General features: G+C 55.5%; 18 protein-coding genes. 7 read left to right on the top strand and 11 right to left on the bottom strand.

Translation table 11 applies throughout. The annotated features are described in order from the left end of the window. Positions 1 to 282 precede the first annotated feature (282 nt). Entirely contained in the window at positions 283 to 480 is a 198-nt protein-coding gene (locus tag AC0IXH_RS08480; RefSeq protein ID WP_013201729.1) for a hypothetical protein, read from the top strand. A 15-nt stretch (positions 481 to 495) separates the two neighbouring features. Here the strand turns inward: AC0IXH_RS08480 and AC0IXH_RS08475 are convergent, their stop codons facing one another. Together AC0IXH_RS08475 and AC0IXH_RS08470 are read right to left on the bottom strand one after the other, a co-directional pair. Beyond that, complete coding sequence (locus AC0IXH_RS08475) at positions 496 to 738, bottom strand: hypothetical protein (RefSeq protein ID WP_231853687.1); 243 nt, start codon at positions 736 to 738, stop codon at positions 496 to 498. A 96-nt stretch (positions 739 to 834) separates the two neighbouring features. Beyond that, positions 835 to 1,080, bottom strand: a complete 246-nt coding sequence (locus AC0IXH_RS08470; protein WP_013201731.1) for a DinI-like family protein — start codon at positions 1,078 to 1,080, stop codon at positions 835 to 837. A 205-nt stretch (positions 1,081 to 1,285) separates the two neighbouring features. On the opposite strand from AC0IXH_RS08470, the gene AC0IXH_RS08465 reads away from it, so the two are divergent. Together AC0IXH_RS08465 and AC0IXH_RS08460 are read left to right on the top strand one after the other, a co-directional pair. Continuing rightward, positions 1,286 to 1,510, top strand: coding sequence for a YgdI/YgdR family lipoprotein (locus tag AC0IXH_RS08465; RefSeq protein ID WP_013201733.1), 225 nt, complete (start codon positions 1,286 to 1,288; stop codon positions 1,508 to 1,510). A gap of 111 nt (positions 1,511 to 1,621) precedes the next feature. Continuing rightward, positions 1,622 to 2,026 carry a hypothetical protein gene (locus AC0IXH_RS08460; RefSeq protein ID WP_041691970.1) on the top strand — a complete coding sequence of 135 codons (405 nt, stop codon included), beginning with the start codon at positions 1,622 to 1,624 and terminating at the stop codon, positions 2,024 to 2,026. Between the two features lie 7 nt (positions 2,027 to 2,033). Here the strand turns inward: AC0IXH_RS08460 and AC0IXH_RS08455 are convergent, their stop codons facing one another. Both AC0IXH_RS08455 and ldcA read right to left on the bottom strand, forming a co-directional pair. Further along, complete coding sequence (locus AC0IXH_RS08455) at positions 2,034 to 2,696, bottom strand: MBL fold metallo-hydrolase (RefSeq protein WP_013201735.1); 663 nt, start codon at positions 2,694 to 2,696, stop codon at positions 2,034 to 2,036. 15 nt (positions 2,697 to 2,711) lie between these two features. Then, positions 2,712 to 3,632, bottom strand: a complete 921-nt coding sequence (gene ldcA / locus AC0IXH_RS08450) for a muramoyltetrapeptide carboxypeptidase (RefSeq protein ID WP_338569243.1) — start codon at positions 3,630 to 3,632, stop codon at positions 2,712 to 2,714. A gap of 293 nt (positions 3,633 to 3,925) precedes the next feature. Between ldcA and emtA the strand changes: the two genes are divergently transcribed. Beyond that, complete coding sequence (emtA, locus tag AC0IXH_RS08445; RefSeq protein ID WP_371732187.1) at positions 3,926 to 4,549, top strand: membrane-bound lytic murein transglycosylase EmtA; 624 nt, start codon at positions 3,926 to 3,928, stop codon at positions 4,547 to 4,549. 53 nt (positions 4,550 to 4,602) lie between these two features. Here the strand turns inward: emtA and AC0IXH_RS08440 are convergent, their stop codons facing one another. Beyond that, positions 4,603 to 5,340 (bottom strand): flagellar brake protein, encoded by a 738-nt coding sequence (locus tag AC0IXH_RS08440; protein ID WP_053145464.1) that lies wholly within the window; start codon positions 5,338 to 5,340, stop codon positions 4,603 to 4,605. Between the two features lie 185 nt (positions 5,341 to 5,525). Here AC0IXH_RS08440 and AC0IXH_RS08435 point away from each other — a divergent pair, with 185 nt between their 5' ends. Next, positions 5,526 to 5,774, top strand: a complete 249-nt coding sequence (locus tag AC0IXH_RS08435; RefSeq protein WP_013201740.1) for a GlsB/YeaQ/YmgE family stress response membrane protein — start codon at positions 5,526 to 5,528, stop codon at positions 5,772 to 5,774. 62 nt (positions 5,775 to 5,836) lie between these two features. On the opposite strand, the gene AC0IXH_RS08430 is transcribed toward AC0IXH_RS08435, so the two are convergent. The 4 genes from AC0IXH_RS08430 to AC0IXH_RS08415 form a co-directional block, all read right to left on the bottom strand. Next, positions 5,837 to 7,954: a TonB-dependent siderophore receptor gene (locus AC0IXH_RS08430; RefSeq protein WP_471720328.1), complete on the bottom strand. Its 2,118-nt coding sequence runs from the start codon at positions 7,952 to 7,954 to the stop codon at positions 5,837 to 5,839. A gap of 226 nt (positions 7,955 to 8,180) precedes the next feature. Next, positions 8,181 to 9,458, bottom strand: a complete 1,278-nt coding sequence (locus AC0IXH_RS08425; RefSeq protein WP_053145462.1) for an MFS transporter — start codon at positions 9,456 to 9,458, stop codon at positions 8,181 to 8,183. Positions 9,459 to 9,572: 114 nt separating this feature from the next. Continuing rightward, positions 9,573 to 11,240, bottom strand: coding sequence for an alpha,alpha-trehalase TreA (treA, locus tag AC0IXH_RS08420; protein WP_134823911.1), 1,668 nt, complete (start codon positions 11,238 to 11,240; stop codon positions 9,573 to 9,575). A gap of 183 nt (positions 11,241 to 11,423) precedes the next feature. Further along, complete coding sequence (locus tag AC0IXH_RS08415; protein WP_471720327.1) at positions 11,424 to 12,437, bottom strand: LacI family DNA-binding transcriptional regulator; 1,014 nt, start codon at positions 12,435 to 12,437, stop codon at positions 11,424 to 11,426. A gap of 260 nt (positions 12,438 to 12,697) precedes the next feature. Between AC0IXH_RS08415 and ascF the strand changes: the two genes are divergently transcribed. Together ascF and AC0IXH_RS08405 are read left to right on the top strand one after the other, a co-directional pair. Then, on the top strand, positions 12,698 to 14,158 hold the full coding sequence (gene ascF, locus AC0IXH_RS08410; protein ID WP_471720326.1) for a PTS cellobiose/arbutin/salicin transporter subunit IIBC: 1,461 nt from the start codon (positions 12,698 to 12,700) through the stop codon (positions 14,156 to 14,158). Between the two features lie 14 nt (positions 14,159 to 14,172). Beyond that, on the top strand, positions 14,173 to 15,603 hold the full coding sequence (locus AC0IXH_RS08405; protein WP_471720325.1) for a 6-phospho-beta-glucosidase: 1,431 nt from the start codon (positions 14,173 to 14,175) through the stop codon (positions 15,601 to 15,603). 57 nt (positions 15,604 to 15,660) lie between these two features. Here the strand turns inward: AC0IXH_RS08405 and fumA are convergent, their stop codons facing one another. Together fumA and AC0IXH_RS08395 are read right to left on the bottom strand one after the other, a co-directional pair. Further along, a complete protein-coding gene (gene fumA, locus AC0IXH_RS08400; RefSeq protein ID WP_346566162.1) occupies positions 15,661 to 17,307 on the bottom strand; it encodes a class I fumarate hydratase FumA in 1,647 nt (548 codons plus the stop codon). 165 nt (positions 17,308 to 17,472) lie between these two features. Further along, positions 17,473 to 18,984 (bottom strand): anion permease, encoded by a 1,512-nt coding sequence (locus AC0IXH_RS08395; protein WP_346566163.1) that lies wholly within the window; start codon positions 18,982 to 18,984, stop codon positions 17,473 to 17,475. Between the last annotated feature and the right edge of the window lie 24 nt (positions 18,985 to 19,008).

Below are 19,008 nucleotides of genomic sequence, written 5' to 3'. Positions count from 1 at the left end.
AAAACCGCCTGCTAAGGGCGGTTTTTTTTCGTCTGAGGATTTTAAGCGAACTTTTACAGCGAAAGGGCTGGTAGTCAGTGGCAAAGGGTGAAATAGTGCTGATTCATCACCAGGATTAATCTGTTTTTTGCCGTGATTTTTTCTGATTTGGGCGTATAAAACGCCTTTTTGGTCAAAAAAGCGTAAAAAACGGACGTTTTTACACTCCGGCAGAAATCGGGGGTTGAGATGGCGGAGTGTTGATCCGTAAAATAGGGCCAAAACGCAAATCAGGAGAATTCTGTGTCAGAAGCTGCTTCAATCGAAGATAACCCCAACCGACTGGAAGAAGCGAAAAACATCGCTTTGGGCTGGCGTATTGTTGGCAATATCGAACCGCAGACGCTGGAAGATGCCATTCAAATGCTGCGCGACAGTGCGGCCCATGCCGCGAAAGTTTACGAATTGTTGTATGCGGAAATTGCTCAACGGGCGAAATAGTCCGGCGACTGCGTATTATGCCGTCTGTGCCAGACCCGGAGAGCGAGAGTCACGCCACGCCTCCCAGCATCTTGCAGGATCGATATCACGGTATCCTCGTGACGGATCCATCCCCCGGACAAGGTTGTCCGGCACGGAAATGCAGGTGGCATTATCACGAATTTGTTCCACTTCCTGCTGCGTCAACCCACTGCCTTTTTGCTTTTCAGCGTTCACCAGTAAACTGACCAGTGACGGAATATAAAGTACTGCCATCATCGCATTCCCAATCGTTATGCCCTGGGAACATCTTCGGCTCAGCGGGTGAAAACTTTAGCGATGGACGCGCACAGTGTGAAAAATGCCCACCGTCGTTTAAAATTCTTCTGACACCAGCCACTGATCGGCTTCATCGAACATCTCTTCAATGATCCGCAGCATCACCGACTTGTCACTCTTACTGGCATCGGTTTTCACGCCATTAGCCTGCATCGGTTTTACCTTCACTTCGGCAGCCGGGAAAACGCGTTGAATACGCTTCTCCAGCTCGTTCAGAATCAGTTCCTGCGCATTGGGCAATCCGGCAACGTTGCGCTTATCGTAAGTCAGTTCTACAAACATGGGGTTATCCTGGTTATAAATGCTGGATAAAAATACAGTTAATGTCCGCAACCTTCAATGAAAATTTGCCCTCCAGGAATAAACTGAAAAATGGCCTCGCGCCGCCAATCTGTGAAGCAAACGGAATTCTCCGCAACATTCATCAAATTAACGAAAATCACCAGGCTACACTGCACAGTGTTGAATCCAATGAAGGAAACCTAAAATGAAAAAATTAGCTTGTGCACTGACCTTACTCGCTGGCGGATTGCTGCTGGCAGGCTGTTCCAGCGACCATGTTCTGCAGATGAAGGATGGCAGCACCGTGGTGGTCCAGGGGAAACCTGAAGTCGATAAAGCCACCGGCATGGTGATGTATACCGATGAAAATGGTAAGCAGCAGGCGGTGAATCAGGATCAAATCAAAGAGATGAACTCGCTGAATAATTAATCTCTGCCGGGGATTTAGTAACACTTAAGGCAAACGTGGGTAGCGTCCTGTGGTAGGCTTTCTGACATATAGTCAATGAAATCAGAGAGAATCGCCCGGAGACCGCTGCCCATGTTCCGCACTATCGCCACTGGATGTTTGCTCGTCTGTGCCACCTTTGCTGCACAGGCTAACAACGACACGCCGCCACTCAATACCGAATTTCAGATTACCTGCCCAGGCCGCCCCACGATGACCGTCACCCAGGCGCAATATGGCCTGACCACCCTTATGTGGCCGGGCGATAATTTCCAGATTGCGGCGGGTAATCAGCGTTCCAAAACGGATAACGGGGTAAAGGTGTCGATCGTGCTGTTCCGCAATGGCGATCAGATGGTGGTGAACACCTCGGACGATGACACTTTCTTCTCCTACAGCGGCGTACAAAAACTGGTGCCCTGTAGCCGCAGTAGCGAGCGTGAAAACAGCGCGGTCGATCTGCAACGTACCGATTCGTCCGGCAACGTCGCCTCCTGATCGCCGGCTAGTCAGGCAGCCGCTGGCGCAGATCCAGCGGCGAACTCTCCGCCTCATCCAGCAATGCCAGCCATTCGCGCATCGTCACTTCCTGCCAGGACAGATGTCCGGCGGTGGTGCCCATCAACACCACGTCGGGCCTCAGCGCCCGATAGAACTCAATCGACTTTTTCAAATCCGCTTCGTTGCTTTCCGGCACCAACACCGTCACCCAGCGATCGTGTGACATGGTGATGGTGTCGCCAACAAACAGATAGGTTTTGCCAAAGGGTGAGGCATACAGATAGCTGGTGCTGCCCGGCGTATGGCCCGGCGTGGGAACCACGTGAAAGCTGCCACAGTGCAGCTCAGCCTGATTGAAAGTGTCGTCAGCTTCGACATACGGGCTGATCGCGCCCAGCGCCTTGTTATGACAATACAACGCCGCGTTAAAGCGCGTTTGCAGTAAACGGGCACCCGGCCCGGCTTCATGGGAGTGGGTCAGATAATGGCGGATAATCCCGCCCAAATCTTCAATCGCCTGATGGTCGTTCAGATTCTCCACGCGGGAAATCAGTAAGTTTCCCCGCGTATGCTGCAGCAAAAATCCATGCATCATCAGTTCCGGCTCATGCTCACTGGCCGGAAACTCCGGGGTTGAAACCCAGAGATCCTCGTACAACTGCTTCATGGGCGCTCCGGATGGTTAACGAAGCGTAGGGTGCCCTGATAGCGTCAGCGTGCTGCTTGAACCCTTGACCTGTAAATGTCCCTGCGCGCCTAACGGAAGCGTCACGGTATTCCAGTGATGGCCAAATTCAAGACCGGTAACCAGCGGTACGCCCGTTACCTGACGAATCAGCGTCCAGACGCTGTCGAAGTCATAGCCATTGTCATAATCGGTGAGTGTCGCGCCGGTAAAGCTGCCGGTCACAATTGCCTTCTGTCGTGCCAGGATGCCGCTCTGTGCCAACTGAAGAAGCATTCTCTCCACGCGGAAAGGGTGCTCATTCACATCCTCAATCACCAGAATGCCGTCTTCAATCTCCGGCAGCCAGGGTGTGCCCATCATCGAGGCAATCATCGCCAGATTACCGCCCCAGACGGTGCCCTGTACGTCGATATCCTGCGGCTGCGTTTCCCAGCTAAGGGTTAATTTAGGCGAAGTCAGCGCGCGCCAAAAGTGGTCAACGGTGAAATCAGATAAAACCTCAGCGCCAAAATTGCCGGTCAGCATCGGGCCACTGAAGGAAATGGCACCCTGTTTCAGCAGCGGAAGCTGGATAGCGGTGAAGTCGCTGTGGCCACACAGCGCCACCGGCTGGTCCTTCAGGCGGGCAGCGACGGCGGCAAAATCAATCTGCGGCAGCAGCCGGGTCGCGCCATAACCGCCACGCACCGCCAGCAGGATATCCGGCAGATCCTCCATCTGCGCGAGACCGTTTATATCCTGCAAACGTTCGGCATCATCCCCCGCAAAGCGCTGGTCACGGCGGGCAATCACCTCGGTATTCACCACGTGATGCCCTTGATCCTGCAGCCGTTTTACCGCCAGCTGCGCGGCCGGCTGATTATGGCAATAGCCAGAAGGAGCAATCAGATGAAAAGTGCGCGGAGTAACGGACATAATGTTCACTTTAATCCTCGGTGCGGCGAAAGATCGGCCGTATTTCAACGGCATTTTGCAGGCAGTGCGAAAAAAAAAGTCGCCTTCAATCACAATCTGTGTGATTTTTATCCACTTCGAAAGGAATTTTTTTACGCCACTGACGGTCCAATACCACTGATGATGACGAAAAGCGCAGGTGAAGTCACCCGCAAGCACGTCAAATTCAGAGTTTCGGTAATTTTCTTTTGTCCGGCGCACGCTATTGTAAGGCGCGAGGCTAAGGCTCAGAGGATGAAAACAGCGTGAGAAAAGTGAAAACGGTTGCGATACTGGGCGTGTTACTGCTGGCGGGATGTGCCAGTGAACCGCATAAACAAACAATAACTCAGCAGCAAACGCCGTTAACCCAGGCGCCGCCAGAAAAGGTGGCTCAGGCCTGGTCGATGTTCACGGAGAGCGCAGCAAATAACTACGGGGTCGATCCAAAGCTGGTAGATGCCATTATTTCAGTCGAGTCGGGCGGCAATCCAACGGTAGTCAGTAAGTCGAATGCCATTGGATTGATGCAGATTAAAGCCTCAACAGCAGGCCGTGAAGTTTACCGGGTTCAGGGAAGAAGAGGGCAGCCAAGCAGTAAAGAGCTGCGCGATCCGGTGAGGAACATTGATATTGGTACGGCCTATCTGAAGATCCTGCAGGATCAGTCACTGGCTGGCATCCGCGATCCGAAAACGCTGCGTTACGCCACCATCGTGTCGTATGCCAACGGTGCAGGTGCGTTGCTGAGAACCTTCTCACGCGATCGGGATCAGGCGATTGCAATGATCAATTCAATGTCGCCGGAAGAGTTTTACCAGCACGTGCAGAATAAGCATCCTGCCGCTCAGGCACCGCGTTATCTGTGGAAAGTGACCACCGCTTATCGCACCATCTAAACCGTCCGGCGTGCTGAATGCTCAGCGCGCCGGCTGTTCTTCAGGTCGGCAATTTACTGGAAGCGAGTGGCTTTATCGCGCGCCAGGCGCTCAAGAGAGAAAATCACCTGCTGAAGCGAACGTTCTTCGCCCGCATTTAATGAACTGAAGCGGAAGCTCAGACGTGGGGTGACCACGGTTTCATTTTTATTGCCAACAATGCTGCGCTTACCAACATTAATCAGATGCGCATCCACTTCAAAACGGCCATATTCCCCCAGCTCAACGCGCAGCTTCTTAAACTGCTCGCCACCGTGCAGCCCTTCCGGGATCGGCGAATCGCCCAGCACGCCAATGCCGCCGAGTGACAAATCCTGCAGACGCATCCGGCCTTCGCCGCTGCCGTCGGGCCACTGCACGTAGCAATAAAATATCGGGTCAAGCGGGGCATTCACGCGGAAAAATTCCCGCCGTTGGATCATCCACAGAATATCTGGCAGGTCGGCACCGAAGGCGGGCAGGCCATCAAACTTATCGTCAGTCAGCGTGCCGAGAGCGAATTCGACCTTCGCCCCGTGCGTTTCCGCCGTCAGATGCAGGTCTTCGGCGTCCATCGCCAGCTGGTTTTCATGATCGTTACTGCCCAGATCGAGCACCATCCGATCCTTGTCGGCATCCAGCAATTTGGTAATAAACTGGCCACGCGCGTGAGAGACCAGGATTGGCGTCTGATTTTTCATCAGATTCTTCAATACCGCCAACACCGCCAACGGGCCGCGTTTCAGGTACTGTTCATTATCGTTTTCTTTCACATTCCACTCCGGTTGACTGCCAGAAAACACGCTTTGAGCGGTGATACGTCGAAGTATCGGCATCTCAGCGTGACGCTTTAGGGCTGAAACAAAAAAAACTGACAAAAAGTTTAGATTTAAATCACAGAGTTAGAATCCTGTCCTATACTATTCCCGTCTAATCAGTAAGTAACAAGGAGCTGTAAATGGGAATTTTATCTTGGATCATCTTTGGTCTGATCGCAGGGATTATCGCTAAGTGGATTATGCCAGGTAAAGACGGCGGCGGATTTATCATCACCGTGGTTCTCGGCATCATCGGTGCTGTGGTCGGCGGCTGGATCAGTACGCTGTTCGGCTTCGGCAGGGTAGACGGGTTTAACTTCGGCAGCTTTGTTGTCGCGGTGATCGGCGCGATTGTGGTGCTGTGGATTTACCGTAAAGTGAAAAGCTGACCAGCGATGGGCAGTAAAGGAAAGGGAGACGATATCGTCTCCCTTTTTTTATGGATGGCGGATTAGAAATCGTAGCCGACGGTCGCCACCACGGTGCGCTCTGCGCCCCAGTAGCAGTAACCGGTACCGTAACAGGCCGAGACATAATCACGGTCAGTCACGTTATTGGCATTAACCTGCACAAACGCGCCTTTCAGGCTGCTGTTCCAGGCGCCAAGATCGGCACGCACAGAAGCATCAAACAGCGTGGTGGAGGGCAGACGGGTGGTGTTTTCGTTATCCGCCCACTGCTTGCCGATGTAACGCACACCGGCACCGACGCTGATACCCCAATCCAGCTGGTATTTTGCCCAGGCCGAGGCCATGGAGTTTGGCGTAACGTACGGCGTGTGGCCGTCGTTGCCATCCACAGAATCCTTAAAGCGCACGTGGTTCATGGTGTAGTTAGCAATGGTGCTCAGACGAGGCGTGATCTGGTTATGTGCTTCCAGTTCAAACCCTTGTGAATGCACCTTACCGGCAGGCTCATAATAGGAACCGACCACAACGCGGTTACCCACGTCTTTCTGCGTCAGATCGTACACCGCAACCGAGTAGAGATCGGACGTGCCGTTCGGCTGGTATTTCACCCCGGCTTCATACTGCTCGGAGGTGGTTGGCTTCAGCAGATTGCCATCTTCACCGGACAGTGACTGCGGCGTAATGGCCTGGCTGTAGCTGGCGTACGGCGAAATGCCATTGTCGAACGCATACAACAGGGCGGCACGGCCACTGACATGATCGTCCTGACGACGGTTTTTGGTGCTGGTGGAGTAATCATCCGTTTCCGACACGATGCGGTCATAACGGCCAGAGAGGTCGAGGTGCCATTTCTGCCAGGTCATTTCATCCTGCAGATAGACGCCGGTCTGGTAATAACGACGCTGCGAATCGGTAAAGTCATAGCTCAGACGATCGCCGACGGCCTGGCCGGTTAGCGCGTTCAGCTGATTTGCATAGCCGCTGGCATCGCTCAGATCGTTCTTGTACTGGTGATATTCCCCGCCGAGCACCACTTTGTGATCCACTTCGCCAGTGGCGAAATCGGCTTCCAGCTGGTTATCAATGGCGTACGCATCCAGCGAGGAGCGTGAACCGGAGTAGTAGCGGTTCAGCAGATTCGGGTTATCGGCGTCCCAGCCAATCTGATAAACCTGATCGAGGTCGACGTTGGAGTGGGAATAGCTGGCGTTAGAACGGAACGCCCAGGTGTCATTAAAGCGGTGAGCGAATTCGTAGCTGTAAATCTGCTCGTTACGCTTGAACTGATCCAGCGAGCTGTCGCCGTCGTAGAAACCGTTGCTCAGCTTGCGGCCGTTATGTTCGGTAATGCTGCCATCGCCCGGCACGGCACCGTGATAGCCGCCTGACGGGTCTTTCTGCAGATAGGCACGCAGCAACAGCGAGGTATCTTCATCCGGCTGCCACAGCACGGAAGGGGAGATGGCGTATTTTTCTTCACGGGTGTGATCGTACTGGGTGTCGCTGTTGCGGGTGATACCGGTCAGACGAAACGCCCACTGATCGTTGATCGCATTGGTGTAATCAAAGGCGGCGCTGTTGGTGGAATTGGTGCCGGTAGAGGCACGGAAGTGGCCTTCAGGCGTGAACTGTGGACGCTTAGAGGTTTCCATCACCAGTCCACCCGGCACGGTCTGACCATACAGGGCAGAAGACGGGCCTTTGATCACATCGATACGGTCCAGGAACCAGGGATCGACTTGCAGGACGTTATAGCTGCCCGGATCGCTCATCAGACGCAGGCCATCGAGGAAGATGTTATCAACATCCCCACCGTGGAAGCCGCGCAGAGAAACGGTGTCATAACGGGTTGCGGCACCGGCGAAGTTAGTAAAGGCACCGGCGGTATAGTTCAGCGCCTGGTTAACGTCCATCGCGCCCTGGTCTTCCATCTGCTGACGGGTAACCACGGAAACGGACTGGGCGGTGGTGATCAGCGGACGATCGGTTTTGGTTGCGCCTTTGCTGGTTTTAGCCGTGTAACCCTCTGTTGGCGTGGTCGCCGTTTCTGCGGGTTGCGCGGTAACGACCAGCGTCTCGGCCGCAAAGGTGAAAGCAGGTGTAGCCAGAGCGATGGAGCAAAGCAAAGCAGAACGCTTTAAAGAAAAAGCCATTCTCATTGTCAATTCCCTTACAAAATGCGAAGAAAGGTCCGCCGACGCTGTTACAGTGAAAGACGCGTCGTGACGGTAATGTAAAGATATATGATAATCTCAATGAGAATTATTATCTTTCCGTAACATACTTTCAAGCATTGAATTTGCTTATCTATTCACTTGCGAAAATAAGGGAATTATATCGCCGGCAGGAGAGGCCAGCGGAGCGCGCCGCTGGCTTGAGGTGAGTCTAAGGCTTGAGGTCGTGCAGATGATCGTCGCGGTTTAGCGTCAGCAGCGCCAGCGCACTGATCGCCCCGGTGATCATCACATACCACGCTGGAATATAGATATTTCCGGTTTGTTTGATCAGTCCGGTGATAATCAGCCCGGCACAGCCGGAGAAAACGGCGTTAGAAAGTGAATAGGCCAGGCCCAGGCCGGTATAGCGAATGCGGGTAGGAAACATCTCGGCCAGCATCGCCGGACCGGGACCGGCGATCATCCCCACCACCGCACCAGCAATCAGAACGGCTAATCCTTTCAGCCAGAGCGCGGCGTCCGGTTGCTGCAACAGGGCCAGCAGAGGGTAGCTAAACAGCACCACTACCAGCATCGCCAGCAGCATAATACTGCGCCTTCCATAGCGATCGCTGAGTCTTCCCGCCGGTAAAATGGTTAACGCAAAACCGACGTTGCCCAATACCGTTGCCAGCAACGCCTGCTGAAAACTGGCATGCAGCGCGGTCTGTAGCCACGAGGGCATCACCACCAGGAAGGTGTAGCCCGCGGCCGACCAGCCCATCATTCTGCCGATGCCCAGTACGATGGCTTTCACAACTGAAGACAGCGGTGCGGGTTCAAGCTTCTGCGCTTTTGCAAAGGTGGGCGGCTCTTCCAGCTGTGACCGCAGCCACAGCGCCACCAGCCCCATCGGTAACGCCAGCAGGAAGGGGATTCGCCATCCCCAGCCTTTCAGCTGTTCAGGCGTGAGCAGCGCCGACAGCAATGCCACCAGACCGGCACCCGCCAGTAACCCCAGCGCGACGGTGAAGGATTGCCACGCGCCGTAGCGTCCGCGTTTTCCCGCCGGGGCGAATTCGGTCATCAGCGCCACCGCACCACCAAATTCCCCGCCGGCGAACAGCCCTTGCAGCATCCGCAGCAGGGTCAGAAGCAGCGGTGCCGCCACGCCGACGGTGGCATAAGTGGGCATCAGTCCAATCAGAAAGGTCGCCAGCGTCATCAGCAGCAGCACCGCTATCAGCGTCGGCTTGCGGCCGATGCGGTCGCCGATGCGACCAAAAATCATCGCGCCAATCGGCCGACAAAAGAAGGCCAGCGCAAAGGCGGCGTAGGTGAGGATCAGGCTGGTCAGATCGCTCTCACCTTCCAGATGGAAAAAGTTTCCGGCGATAACGGTCGCCAGAAAGCCATACACCGCGAATTCATACCATTCAATAAAGTTGCCAACCGATCCGGCAATTAACATTTTTTTCTCAGGGAAGCGAGAGTCAGTGGTCTGCATAAAGGGAGGTCCTGGTGAGGGGGTTAACGCAGAGTGCCTTTTATAGTCACGGAAGAACAATAGGATAGGGTTATCGCCGCGGCTGCCGACCGGCAGCCGCGAGGTTTGCAACGCTTACTGCGTTTTCGTTATATCACTCACGTTATTACAGGTGCTGTTTTTCGGGCAGTAGAGGTCCATCAGCTTCAGCGTCACGCCGTTGGTCCAGCCGAAACCATCCTGCAACGGATATTCACCGCCGCCACCGCCACCGAGCCCTTTACCTTCAACCACATATTTTTCGACCAGCTTGTGTTCCTTGTCATAGGTGGCCTGCACGTTCTGCAGGAAGCGCATGCCGACATCCTTCGCCAGCGCCTGCTTACCATAATTATTCAGTCCCTGAACCGCCGCCCATTGCAGCGGTGCCCAGCCGTTTGGCGCATCCCACTGCTGACCGTTGTTGACGTTGGTCGTCGCCAGTCCACCTTCTTTCAGCAGCTGGGACTTCACCGCGTCAGCAGTGCGGGTGGCGTGCTCTTCCGTTGCCGCCTGCAGATACAGTGGGAACAGGGTAGCCGCCGTCAGCTGAGGACGGATGGTGGCTTTCTGCCAGTCATAATCGGCATAGAAGCCCTGCTTATTGTCCCAAAGGTAGCGGTTGATCGCCGCCTGACGTTTCTTCGCCAGCGCGTCAAATTTCTTCACCGCATCGTCGTTTTTCGCCACTTTATTGGCGCGCGCCAGCGTTTGCTCCAGATGGAACATCAGCGCATTCAAATCGACCGGAACAATCCGCGTGGTGTGGATGGTGGAGAGATCGCCCGGCTTATCAAACCAGCGCGAGCTGAAGTCCCAACCGGAGGCGGCGCCGGCACGCAGATCGCGGTACAGCTCAGCTTTATTGCGGTTGTTGGCCTTCTGCGCGGTGGCGATGTCATCCATATAGGATTCGGTACGCGGTACGTCGCGGGCGTCCCAGTAGCGGTTCAGCAGCGTGCCATCCTTCAGCTTCACCACCCGCTTGCTGGCCTGGCCCGGCTTAACGCTGTCGGCGTCCGCCATCCAGTAGTCGTACTCTTTCTGCAGCTCAGGCAGGTATTTGCTGTAGGCGCTGTCGCCCTGATGCTGAGCCAGCAAATCGACCATCATGCTGAAGAACGGCGGCTGCGAGCGGCTGAGGTAATAGCTGCGGTTACCGTTAGGAATATGGCCGTAGGTATCCAGCTCGTGGGCAAAGTTTTCCACCATATCCTGCACGCGATCCCAGTGGCCGCTCTCGGCGAGGCCGAGCATGGTGAAGTAGCTGTCCCAGTAATAGACCTCGCGGAAGCGGCCGCCAGGCACCACGTACGGTTTCGGCAACGGCAGCAACGAATCCCACTGGCTGGCCTGCTGCGTCGAGCGGGTCAGCACCGGCCAGAGGCCATTAATGTGTTCGCGCAGGCTCTGTCCGGACGGCGGAACATACTTTTCACCGGCAGCCGGCAGGGTGAAATTAGCCTCAACAAAATGGCGTAAATCAAAGTTGCTCTGTTTTTTCTGCATCTGCCAGTCGGCCAGAATCGACGTTGGATTGCTTTTAGGCACGGCATCGGCAAAGGTTTTTTGATCCGGGTAGAGTTTCGCCGCCTGAACCGCATGGAACAACGGCCCCAGCCGGATATCGGGTGGCTGAGGTGCACTACTCAGCAGATGTTGCCCGGCATCATTCTCTGCCGCATAGCCCGTTTGTGTCAGCGCTGCGACCATTAACGGCAGCACCAGAACCGCTTTCCATTGACGCTTCTCAACTCTCTGCATAGGTAGTTCTCCATGTCCAGACGATGGCTGTCTGTAAGTTATTGACCCTGAAACAAACTTTAGACGACTTTCTTTGGTCCTACCTCGGCTATGCCGGGAAATGTGAACTGGTCAGGGTTTTGCAGGTATCAAATCAGAAGCGGCATCAGACTATGATGCCGCAGAGTGGAGAGTCAGTGTGTATTACAGAAAAGGTCCGTCAGCGACCGAATCCCGGACGATCATCTCGGAGACAAAGGTGTTTTGCTTGGCTAAATAGCCGCCATCGAGCATCGAAATGATCTGGCCGATCACTTCGTTGACCATCTGTTTGACCGGATCTTTAACGCTCGACAGGGCCGGGATCAAATAGGCGGCGGTGGGGATGTCATCGAACCCCATTACCGACACCTGGGCAGGTACCGCCAGGCCGGCCTGATTGAGTTTTTTCATCGCCCCGATCGCCATTTCATCGTTACTGGCCAGCAGGGCGCTAAAGGCGGTTTCGTTTTTCAGCAAGGTTTCCACCGCGGCCGCGCCGCTGGCGGGCGACCATTTCCCGCTCACGATCAGCTCGTCGCTAACCGGCAGGGCATGATCCGCCAACGCCTGCTTATAACCGGACAGGCGTTCCAGCGCGGTAGGGGAGTCCAGCGAACCGGTGATAAAGGCAATCTGCCGGTGACCGCGTTCAATCAGATAACGGGTGGCATTAAAACTGGCGCCTTTATGGTCGCAGCAGATGCAGTGACTCTGGTGCTGGCGCAGTTTACGGTTCACCACCATCAGCGGCTTATTGTCTTTATCGATCAGCCGGTCCAGCGCATCCACCGATAAAAAACGCGGATAGATGATGATCGCGTCACAGCGCAGATCGTGCAGGAAATCAATCGCCTCCAGCTCTTCCTGCGCGCTGTTTTTGCCATCCACCAGCAACAGCTGGCGGCCGTTGGCATCGAGCTTTTTGGCCGCCTGCGAGATCAGTTCATTAAAGTAAGGGCCGTTATACAGGGTGTTGGTGACCACCAGACCAATACACATTGATTTGCTGGTGGCCAGATTGCGTGCCAGCAAATTAGGCCGGTAACCGGCTTCTTCAATGGCCTTGTAGACCTGATCTTTGGTCTGCTGGCTGACGTAGCCTTTACCGGAAAGCACACGCGAAACCGTGGCCTTTGAGACGCCTGCTTTGGCTGCCACTTCCTGCATTGTTGACACAGGCCCCTCCTGGAAGAGTCAAAATGAAGCGTCATTCTACACATTCTGCAGACCACGCGATGAAATACCCGCTAATAACGATCGCTGTCACAAATTCAGACCGCCATTTACCAAATTGATTGAAGTTTAGCCCTGAGTTGAACATTCTCGTGTGAAACCGGTTACCTATTTTTCTCAGCGGTGCAGATTAACGGCCAACAAGAGACCGTGCTCCTGCAGCCTGAACGCCTAACCCTATGAATTCTGGAGAATAGTCCCTGATGGCCAAGAACTTTGCACCTCTGGCGCAGTCGATAGTCGCTGCGCTGGGCGGCGTGGACAATATCGCCGCCGTGACCCATTGCATGACCCGTTTACGCTTCGTGGTTGTTAACGCTGCCCAGGTGGATACGGCGGTGTTGAAGTCACTGACCGGCGTGATGGGCGTGGTAAGCAACGACACCCAGTGCCAGGTGATCATTGGCAATAACGTCTCTCAGGCCTATGCCGAAGTGCAGAAACTGCTGCCCGCCGACGTCGCGGCAAAAGAGACCAGCCCAAGCCACACGAAATTCTCCTTTAAGCGCATTGGCGCGGGCATTCTCGATGCGCTGATCGGCACCATGTCACCGTTAATCCCGGCGATTATCGGCGGCTCGATGGTCAAGCTGCTGGCGATGATTCTGGAAATGTCCGGCGTCTTTACCAAAGCCGATCCGACCCTGGTGATCCTTAACGTCATCGGCGATGGCGCCTTCTTCTTCCTGCCGGTGATGGTCGCCGCCTCGGCGGCGGTTAAATTCAAAACCAATCTGTCGCTGGCCATTGCCATCGCCGGGGTGCTGGTGCATCCGGCCTTTATCGATTTGATGGCCAAGGCTGCCCAGGGACAAAAAGTGGAGTTTATTGGCCTGTCGGTGACGGCGGTGAAATACACCTACACGGTGATCCCCGCACTGTGCATGACCTGGCTGCTGTCCTATATCGAACGCTGGGTGGATCGCATCACGCCGGTGGTCACCAAAAACTTCCTTAAGCCGATGCTGATTATGCTGATCGCCGCACCCATCGCCATCGTGCTGATTGGCCCGTTGGGCATCTGGATAGGTACCGGGATCTCTGCCGTGGTTTATACCGTGCACAGCTACCTTGGCTGGCTGTCGGTGGCGATCATGGGCGCCGCCTGGCCGCTGCTGGTGATGACCGGTATGCACCGCGTGTTTACCCCCACCATTATTCAGACCATTGCCGAAACCGGCAAAGAGGGCATGGTAATGCCGTCGGAAATCGGGGCCAACCTGTCGCTGGGCGGTTCCTCACTGGCCGTCGCGTGGCGCACCAAAAACCCGGAGCTGCGCCAGACGGCGCTGGCTGCGGCGGCGTCCGCCATTGTGGCCGGCATTTCCGAGCCCGCGCTGTACGGCGTGGCCCTGCGCCTTAAGCGCCCGCTGATTGCCTGCCTGATCAGTGGCTTTATCTGCGGCGCCGTAGCCGGAATTGGCGGTCTGGCCAGTCACTCGATGGCCTCGCCAGGCCTGTTCACCAGCGTGCAGTTCTTTGATCCGGCCAATCCGATGAGCATTGTCTGGGTGGTCGGCGTGATGGTGCTGGCGGTGGTGGTCTCATTTGTTACCACCTTACTGCTCGGCTTTGAGGATATTCCGGTCGACGCGCCGCGCACCGCACAGAGTAAGCAGAGTGATGCCGTACCACCGGCGTCCCTTGCCGTAAAAACACCCTGATAGAGAGGAAAGTCATGTCAGCAACACAGTTTCCCGACGGTTTCTTATGGGGCGGCGCATTAGCCGCTAACCAGGCCGAAGGCGCAAGTTTTGAAGGTGGAAAAGGGCTGACGACGGTGGACGTCATCCCGCATGGCACGCATCGTCTGGCGGTCAAAGTCGGATTAGAAAAGCGCGTTGCGCTGCGTGAGGATGAGTTCTATCCCAGCCATCAGGCGATCGATTTTTACCATCGTTACAAAGATGATATCGCACTGATGGCCGAGATGGGCTTCACCGTGTTCAGAACCTCCATCGCCTGGAGCCGCATCTATCCAAACGGTGACGAGCTGGAGCCCAATGAAGCCGGCATCGCCTTCTATCGCGATCTATTTAATGAGTGCAAAAAACACAACATCGAACCGCTGGTGACGCTGTGCCATTTTGACGTACCGATGCATCTGGTCACTGAATACGGCTCATGGCGTAACCGCAAAATGGTGGCGTTCTTCGCCCGTTATGCCCGCACCTGTTTTGAAGCTTTTGACGGGCTGGTGAAATACTGGCTGACCTTCAACGAGATCAACATCCTGCTGGCCAGCCCGTTCTCCGGTGCCGGACTGGTGTTTGAAGAAGGTGAAGACCCGGCGCAGGTCAAATATCAGGCCGCGCACCACGAGCTGGTGGCCAGCGCGCTGGCGACCAAAATCGCCCATGAAGTCAATGCGGAGAACCAGGTGGGCTGCATGCTGGCCGGCGGAAACTTCTACCCACGGACCTGCAAGCCCGAGGACGTCTGGGCCGCGCTGGAGAAAGACCGCGAAAACCTGTTCTTTATTGATGTGCAGGCGCGCGGCGCGTATCCGTCCTATACCCGTCGTCTGTTCGCCGAGAAAGGCATTAGCGTGAAGATGGAAGAGGGTGACGGCGAGCTACTGAAAAATACCGTCGACTTCGTTTCCTTTAGCTATTACGCCTCACGCTGTGCCTCGGCCGATATGAACGAGAACAACAGCAGTGCCGCCAACGTGGTGAAATCGCTGAAAAACCCGCATATTCAGGTCAGCGACTGGGGCTGGGGCATCGATCCGCTCGGACTGCGTATCACCATGAATATGATGTATGACCGTTACCAGAAACCGCTGTTCCTGGTGGAAAACGGCCTCGGGGCCAAAGATGAGATTACCCCTGAGGGCGAGATCGTCGATGACTACCGCATCAGCTATCTGCGCGAGCACATTAAAGCGATGGGCGAAGCCATTGCCGATGGCATTCCGGTGATCGGCTATACCTCATGGGGCTGCATCGATTTGGTGTCGGCGTCCACCGGCGAAATGAGCAAGCGCTATGGCTTTGTCTATGTCGATCGTGACGACCAGGGGCAGGGAACGTTAGCGCGAACCCGCAAGAAATCCTTCTACTGGTATCAGAAAGTGATTGCCAGTAACGGTGCGGATTTGAGTTAGTTCAGGCAAAAAAAAGTGCCCTTGCTCTGGAAAGAGAAGGGCACCGGTCAGGTCAGTTTACTTAACGCATTTCGCGCACTGTTCCTGATGGATCTGCTGGAAGAAATCGTTGCCCTTGTCATCGACAAGAATAAAGGCCGGGAAGTTTTCCACTTCGATTTTCCAGATGGCTTCCATACCCAGTTCCGGGTACTCCACACACTCCAGGCTCTTAATACTCTGCTGCGCCAGCACCGCTGCCGGGCCGCCGATGCTGCCCAGGTAGAAGCCGCCGTGTTTCTGACAGGCATCGGTCACCTGCTGGCTGCGGTTGCCTTTCGCCAGCATAATCAGGCTGCCGCCCGCTTCCTGCAGCTGATCGACATACGAATCCATACGGCCTGCGGTGGTCGGGCCCAATGAACCGGAAGCATGACCTTCAGGCGTTTTGGCCGGACCGGCGTAATACACCGGGTGATCTTTAATGTACTGCGGCAAACCTTCGCCTTTATCCAGACGCTCTTTCAGCTTGGCGTGGGCAATATCACGCGCCACGATAATGGTGCCGCTTAACGACAGGCGGGTTGAGACCGGATGCTGAGAAAGCTGATCGAGGATCTCTTTCATCGGACGGTTCAGGTCGATATGCAGTACGTCGCCTTCGCCCTGCTCGCGCAGTTCCTCAGGGATATATTTGCCTGGGTTATCTTCCAGCTTCTCAATCCAGATGCCTTTACGGTTGATCTTGGCTTTGATATTACGGTCTGCGGAGCAGGAGACGCCCATGCCCACCGGGCAGGACGCGCCGTGACGCGGCAGACGCACCACACGGATATCGTGCGCAAAGTACTTGCCACCAAACTGCGCGCCAAGCCCCAGCTGCTGCGCGGCAACCAGTAACTCTTCTTCCAACTGCACATCGCGGAAGGCCTGACCGTGCTCGTTGCCTTCGGTTGGCAGCCCGTCGTAATAGTGGGTGGATGCCAGTTTGACCGTCTTCAGGGTGCTTTCTGCCGAGGTACCGCCAATGACAAAGGCGATATGGTACGGCGGGCAGGCAGCGGTGCCGAGGGTCAGCATTTTACCGATCAGGTAATCTTTCAGCTTCGCCGGACTCAGCAGGGCTTTGGTTTCCTGATAGAGATAGGTCTTGTTGGCTGAACCGCCGCCTTTGGCGATGCAGAGGAACTTGTATTCATCGCCATCAACGCTATAGAGGTCGATCTGCGCCGGCAGGTTGGTGCCGGTATTGATTTCTTTATACATATCCAGCGCCACGGTCTGGGAGTAGCGCAGGTTGTCTTCAATATAGGTGTTGTAGACGCCCTGAGATAACGCCGCTTCGTCACCGCCGCCGGTCCAGACACGCTGGCCTTTCTTGCCGCTGATGATCGCGGTGCCGGTATCCTGGCAGGTTGGCAGAACGCCTTTCGCGGCGATCTCCGAGTTTCTCAGAAACTGTAACGCCACATAGCGGTCGTTTTGACTGGCTTCCGGGTCGGCCAGCACCGCAGCAACCTGCTGCTGGTGGGCAGGACGCAGCATAAAGGAGGCGTCATGGAAAGCCTGCTGCGCCATCACGGTCAGCGCTTTCGGGTCAACCTTCAACACTTCCTGACCATCGAACTCGGCAACGGAAACGTGATCCGCCGTCAGCAGGTAGTATTCGGTATCGTCAGCGGCGAGCGGGAAGGGATTTTGATAGTAGAAAGGTTTATTCGACATTTTTTTCTCACTTAATGACGCGTTGCTGCGTGAGCAACAGGCAATATCATTGGCGACAGCATCTTATTGGTTTTAGGCTTGCCGGCCCGCTAAGACCGGCAAGGGAAGAGATGATATAACAATTATTCAACATCTGCATGCTTCTGCGGCCGGGGCCGCAGCGGGTCAGAACATCATGACCATCCACGGATAACCAATCAGCATCAGGCCCGCCAGGAAGATGGCCCCGAAGATGGTGCCAAGGCGCCAGTAGTCTTTGGTTGGCAGGTAACCACTGCCGTAGTAAATCGGGCTTGGGCCAGTACCGTACGGGGTGATAATCCCCATCACACCCAGTGATGTCACCATCATCAGGCAGTAGACCGGCATATTGATGCCCGGTATGGCAGCGGCGATGGTCAGCATGGCCGGCAGCAGCGCGGTGGTATGCGCGGTGGTACTGGCGAACAGGTAGTGCAGCAGGAAGAAGGCCACCAGCAGCATCACCGCCGCCACCTGTGGGTCGATGCCGGTCAGCAGCTGACCACCTTCTTTACCTAACCAGGCAATAAAGCCGACGCGTGCCAGACCATCCGCCAGCGCCACCAGGGTGGCAAACCAGGCGAAGGTGTTCCAGGCCGGTTTGTTGCTGGTAATGTCGTTCCAGTTCAGTACGCCGGTCCACAGCATCAGCACCACCACCAGCAGCGCGGCCATGGCCGGTTCAATCCAGGCGGTGGCAAAAATCCACATCAGCAGGGCGCTACAGACAAACACCAGCAGCAGAATTTCGTTGCGTGACAGTTTGCCGAGTTTTTCCAGCTCGCCTTTTGCCCATTTTGGCACTTCGTCGTTGATTTTGACTTCCGGCGGGTAGAACCAGTACGCCAGCAGCGGCATGGTCAGAATCAGCAGCACGCCCAGCGGCAGGAAGGCGAGGAACCAGGTGCCCCAGGAGATTTCAAAACCGATGATGCTTTTCACCAGCGCCAGCGCCAGCAGGTTCGGAGCCAGGGCCGACAGGAACATCGAACTGGTGATACAGGCGGCGGTGATCGCTACCCACATCAGGTAAGAACCGATTTTGCGGGCGCTCGGATCGTTCGGTTTAGAACCGTACAGCGGCGGCAGGTTGGCAATAATCGGGTAGATGGTGCCGCCGCTGCGCGCGGTGTTGGACGGGGTGAAGGGCGCCAGCAGTAAATCCGCGAAGGTAATGGCGTAACCCAGCGTCAGGCTGCGACGACCGAGGTATTTCACCAGAATCAACGCCAGACGACGACCAAACTGGGTCTTGTCATAACCGGCGGCAAACATAAAGGCACCGAAGATCAGCCAGACGGTGGAATTACCGAAGCCGCTCACCGCCCATTTAAATGACTCGGTGGCCATTTTAAATTTCGGGTTGGCCAGTTCGGCCGGGCTGAATAATAGCCACTGGCTAAACAGGGCGATTACCACCACCCCGGTCAGGCCGATTACCGCACCCGGCAGAGGCTCAAAGATCAACCCGACGATGACACCGACGAAGATAGCAAAGAAGTGCCAGGCATAGGGTTCCAACCCGGCAGGCACTGGGGTCAGGAGCAGCAGCACGGCGACCAGCACCGGCAGGAACATCATAATCAGCCGTTTTTTTTGTCCCGCTGGGGCAGGAGGTGCCGCGACGGGTTCACTCAAAGTTGATGTCGTTTTCATAGTATTTGTCTGCAAGTTGTGGAG

It is taken from the genome of Erwinia sp. AC075 (assembly GCF_979253995.1).
Note: the sequence above shows the minus strand (reverse complement) of the source record. Positions and strands in the feature narration are given on the sequence as shown.

Excerpts from the sequence above, each read along its gene's own strand:
- AC0IXH_RS08465 (WP_013201733.1), top strand. The coding sequence starts at position 1,286 with ATGAAAAAATTAGCTTGTGCACTGACCTTACTCGCTGGCGGATTGCTG.
- AC0IXH_RS08425 (WP_053145462.1), bottom strand. The coding sequence starts at position 9,458 with ATGCAGACCACTGACTCTCGCTTCCCTGAGAAAAAAATGTTAATTGCC.
- AC0IXH_RS08475 (WP_231853687.1), bottom strand. The coding sequence starts at position 738 with ATGATGGCAGTACTTTATATTCCGTCACTGGTCAGTTTACTGGTGAAC.
- ldcA (WP_338569243.1), bottom strand. The coding sequence starts at position 3,632 with ATGTCCGTTACTCCGCGCACTTTTCATCTGATTGCTCCTTCTGGCTAT.
- AC0IXH_RS08455 (WP_013201735.1), bottom strand. The coding sequence starts at position 2,696 with ATGAAGCAGTTGTACGAGGATCTCTGGGTTTCAACCCCGGAGTTTCCG.
- AC0IXH_RS08405 (WP_471720325.1), top strand. The coding sequence starts at position 14,173 with ATGTCAGCAACACAGTTTCCCGACGGTTTCTTATGGGGCGGCGCATTA.
- AC0IXH_RS08460 (WP_041691970.1), top strand. The coding sequence starts at position 1,622 with ATGTTCCGCACTATCGCCACTGGATGTTTGCTCGTCTGTGCCACCTTT.
- AC0IXH_RS08470 (WP_013201731.1), bottom strand. The coding sequence starts at position 1,080 with ATGTTTGTAGAACTGACTTACGATAAGCGCAACGTTGCCGGATTGCCC.
- AC0IXH_RS08430 (WP_471720328.1), bottom strand. The coding sequence starts at position 7,954 with ATGAGAATGGCTTTTTCTTTAAAGCGTTCTGCTTTGCTTTGCTCCATC.
- fumA (WP_346566162.1), bottom strand. The coding sequence starts at position 17,307 with ATGTCGAATAAACCTTTCTACTATCAAAATCCCTTCCCGCTCGCCGCT.
- AC0IXH_RS08395 (WP_346566163.1), bottom strand. The coding sequence starts at position 18,984 with ATGAAAACGACATCAACTTTGAGTGAACCCGTCGCGGCACCTCCTGCC.
- AC0IXH_RS08435 (WP_013201740.1), top strand. The coding sequence starts at position 5,526 with ATGGGAATTTTATCTTGGATCATCTTTGGTCTGATCGCAGGGATTATC.
- treA (WP_134823911.1), bottom strand. The coding sequence starts at position 11,240 with ATGCAGAGAGTTGAGAAGCGTCAATGGAAAGCGGTTCTGGTGCTGCCG.
- ascF (WP_471720326.1), top strand. The coding sequence starts at position 12,698 with ATGGCCAAGAACTTTGCACCTCTGGCGCAGTCGATAGTCGCTGCGCTG.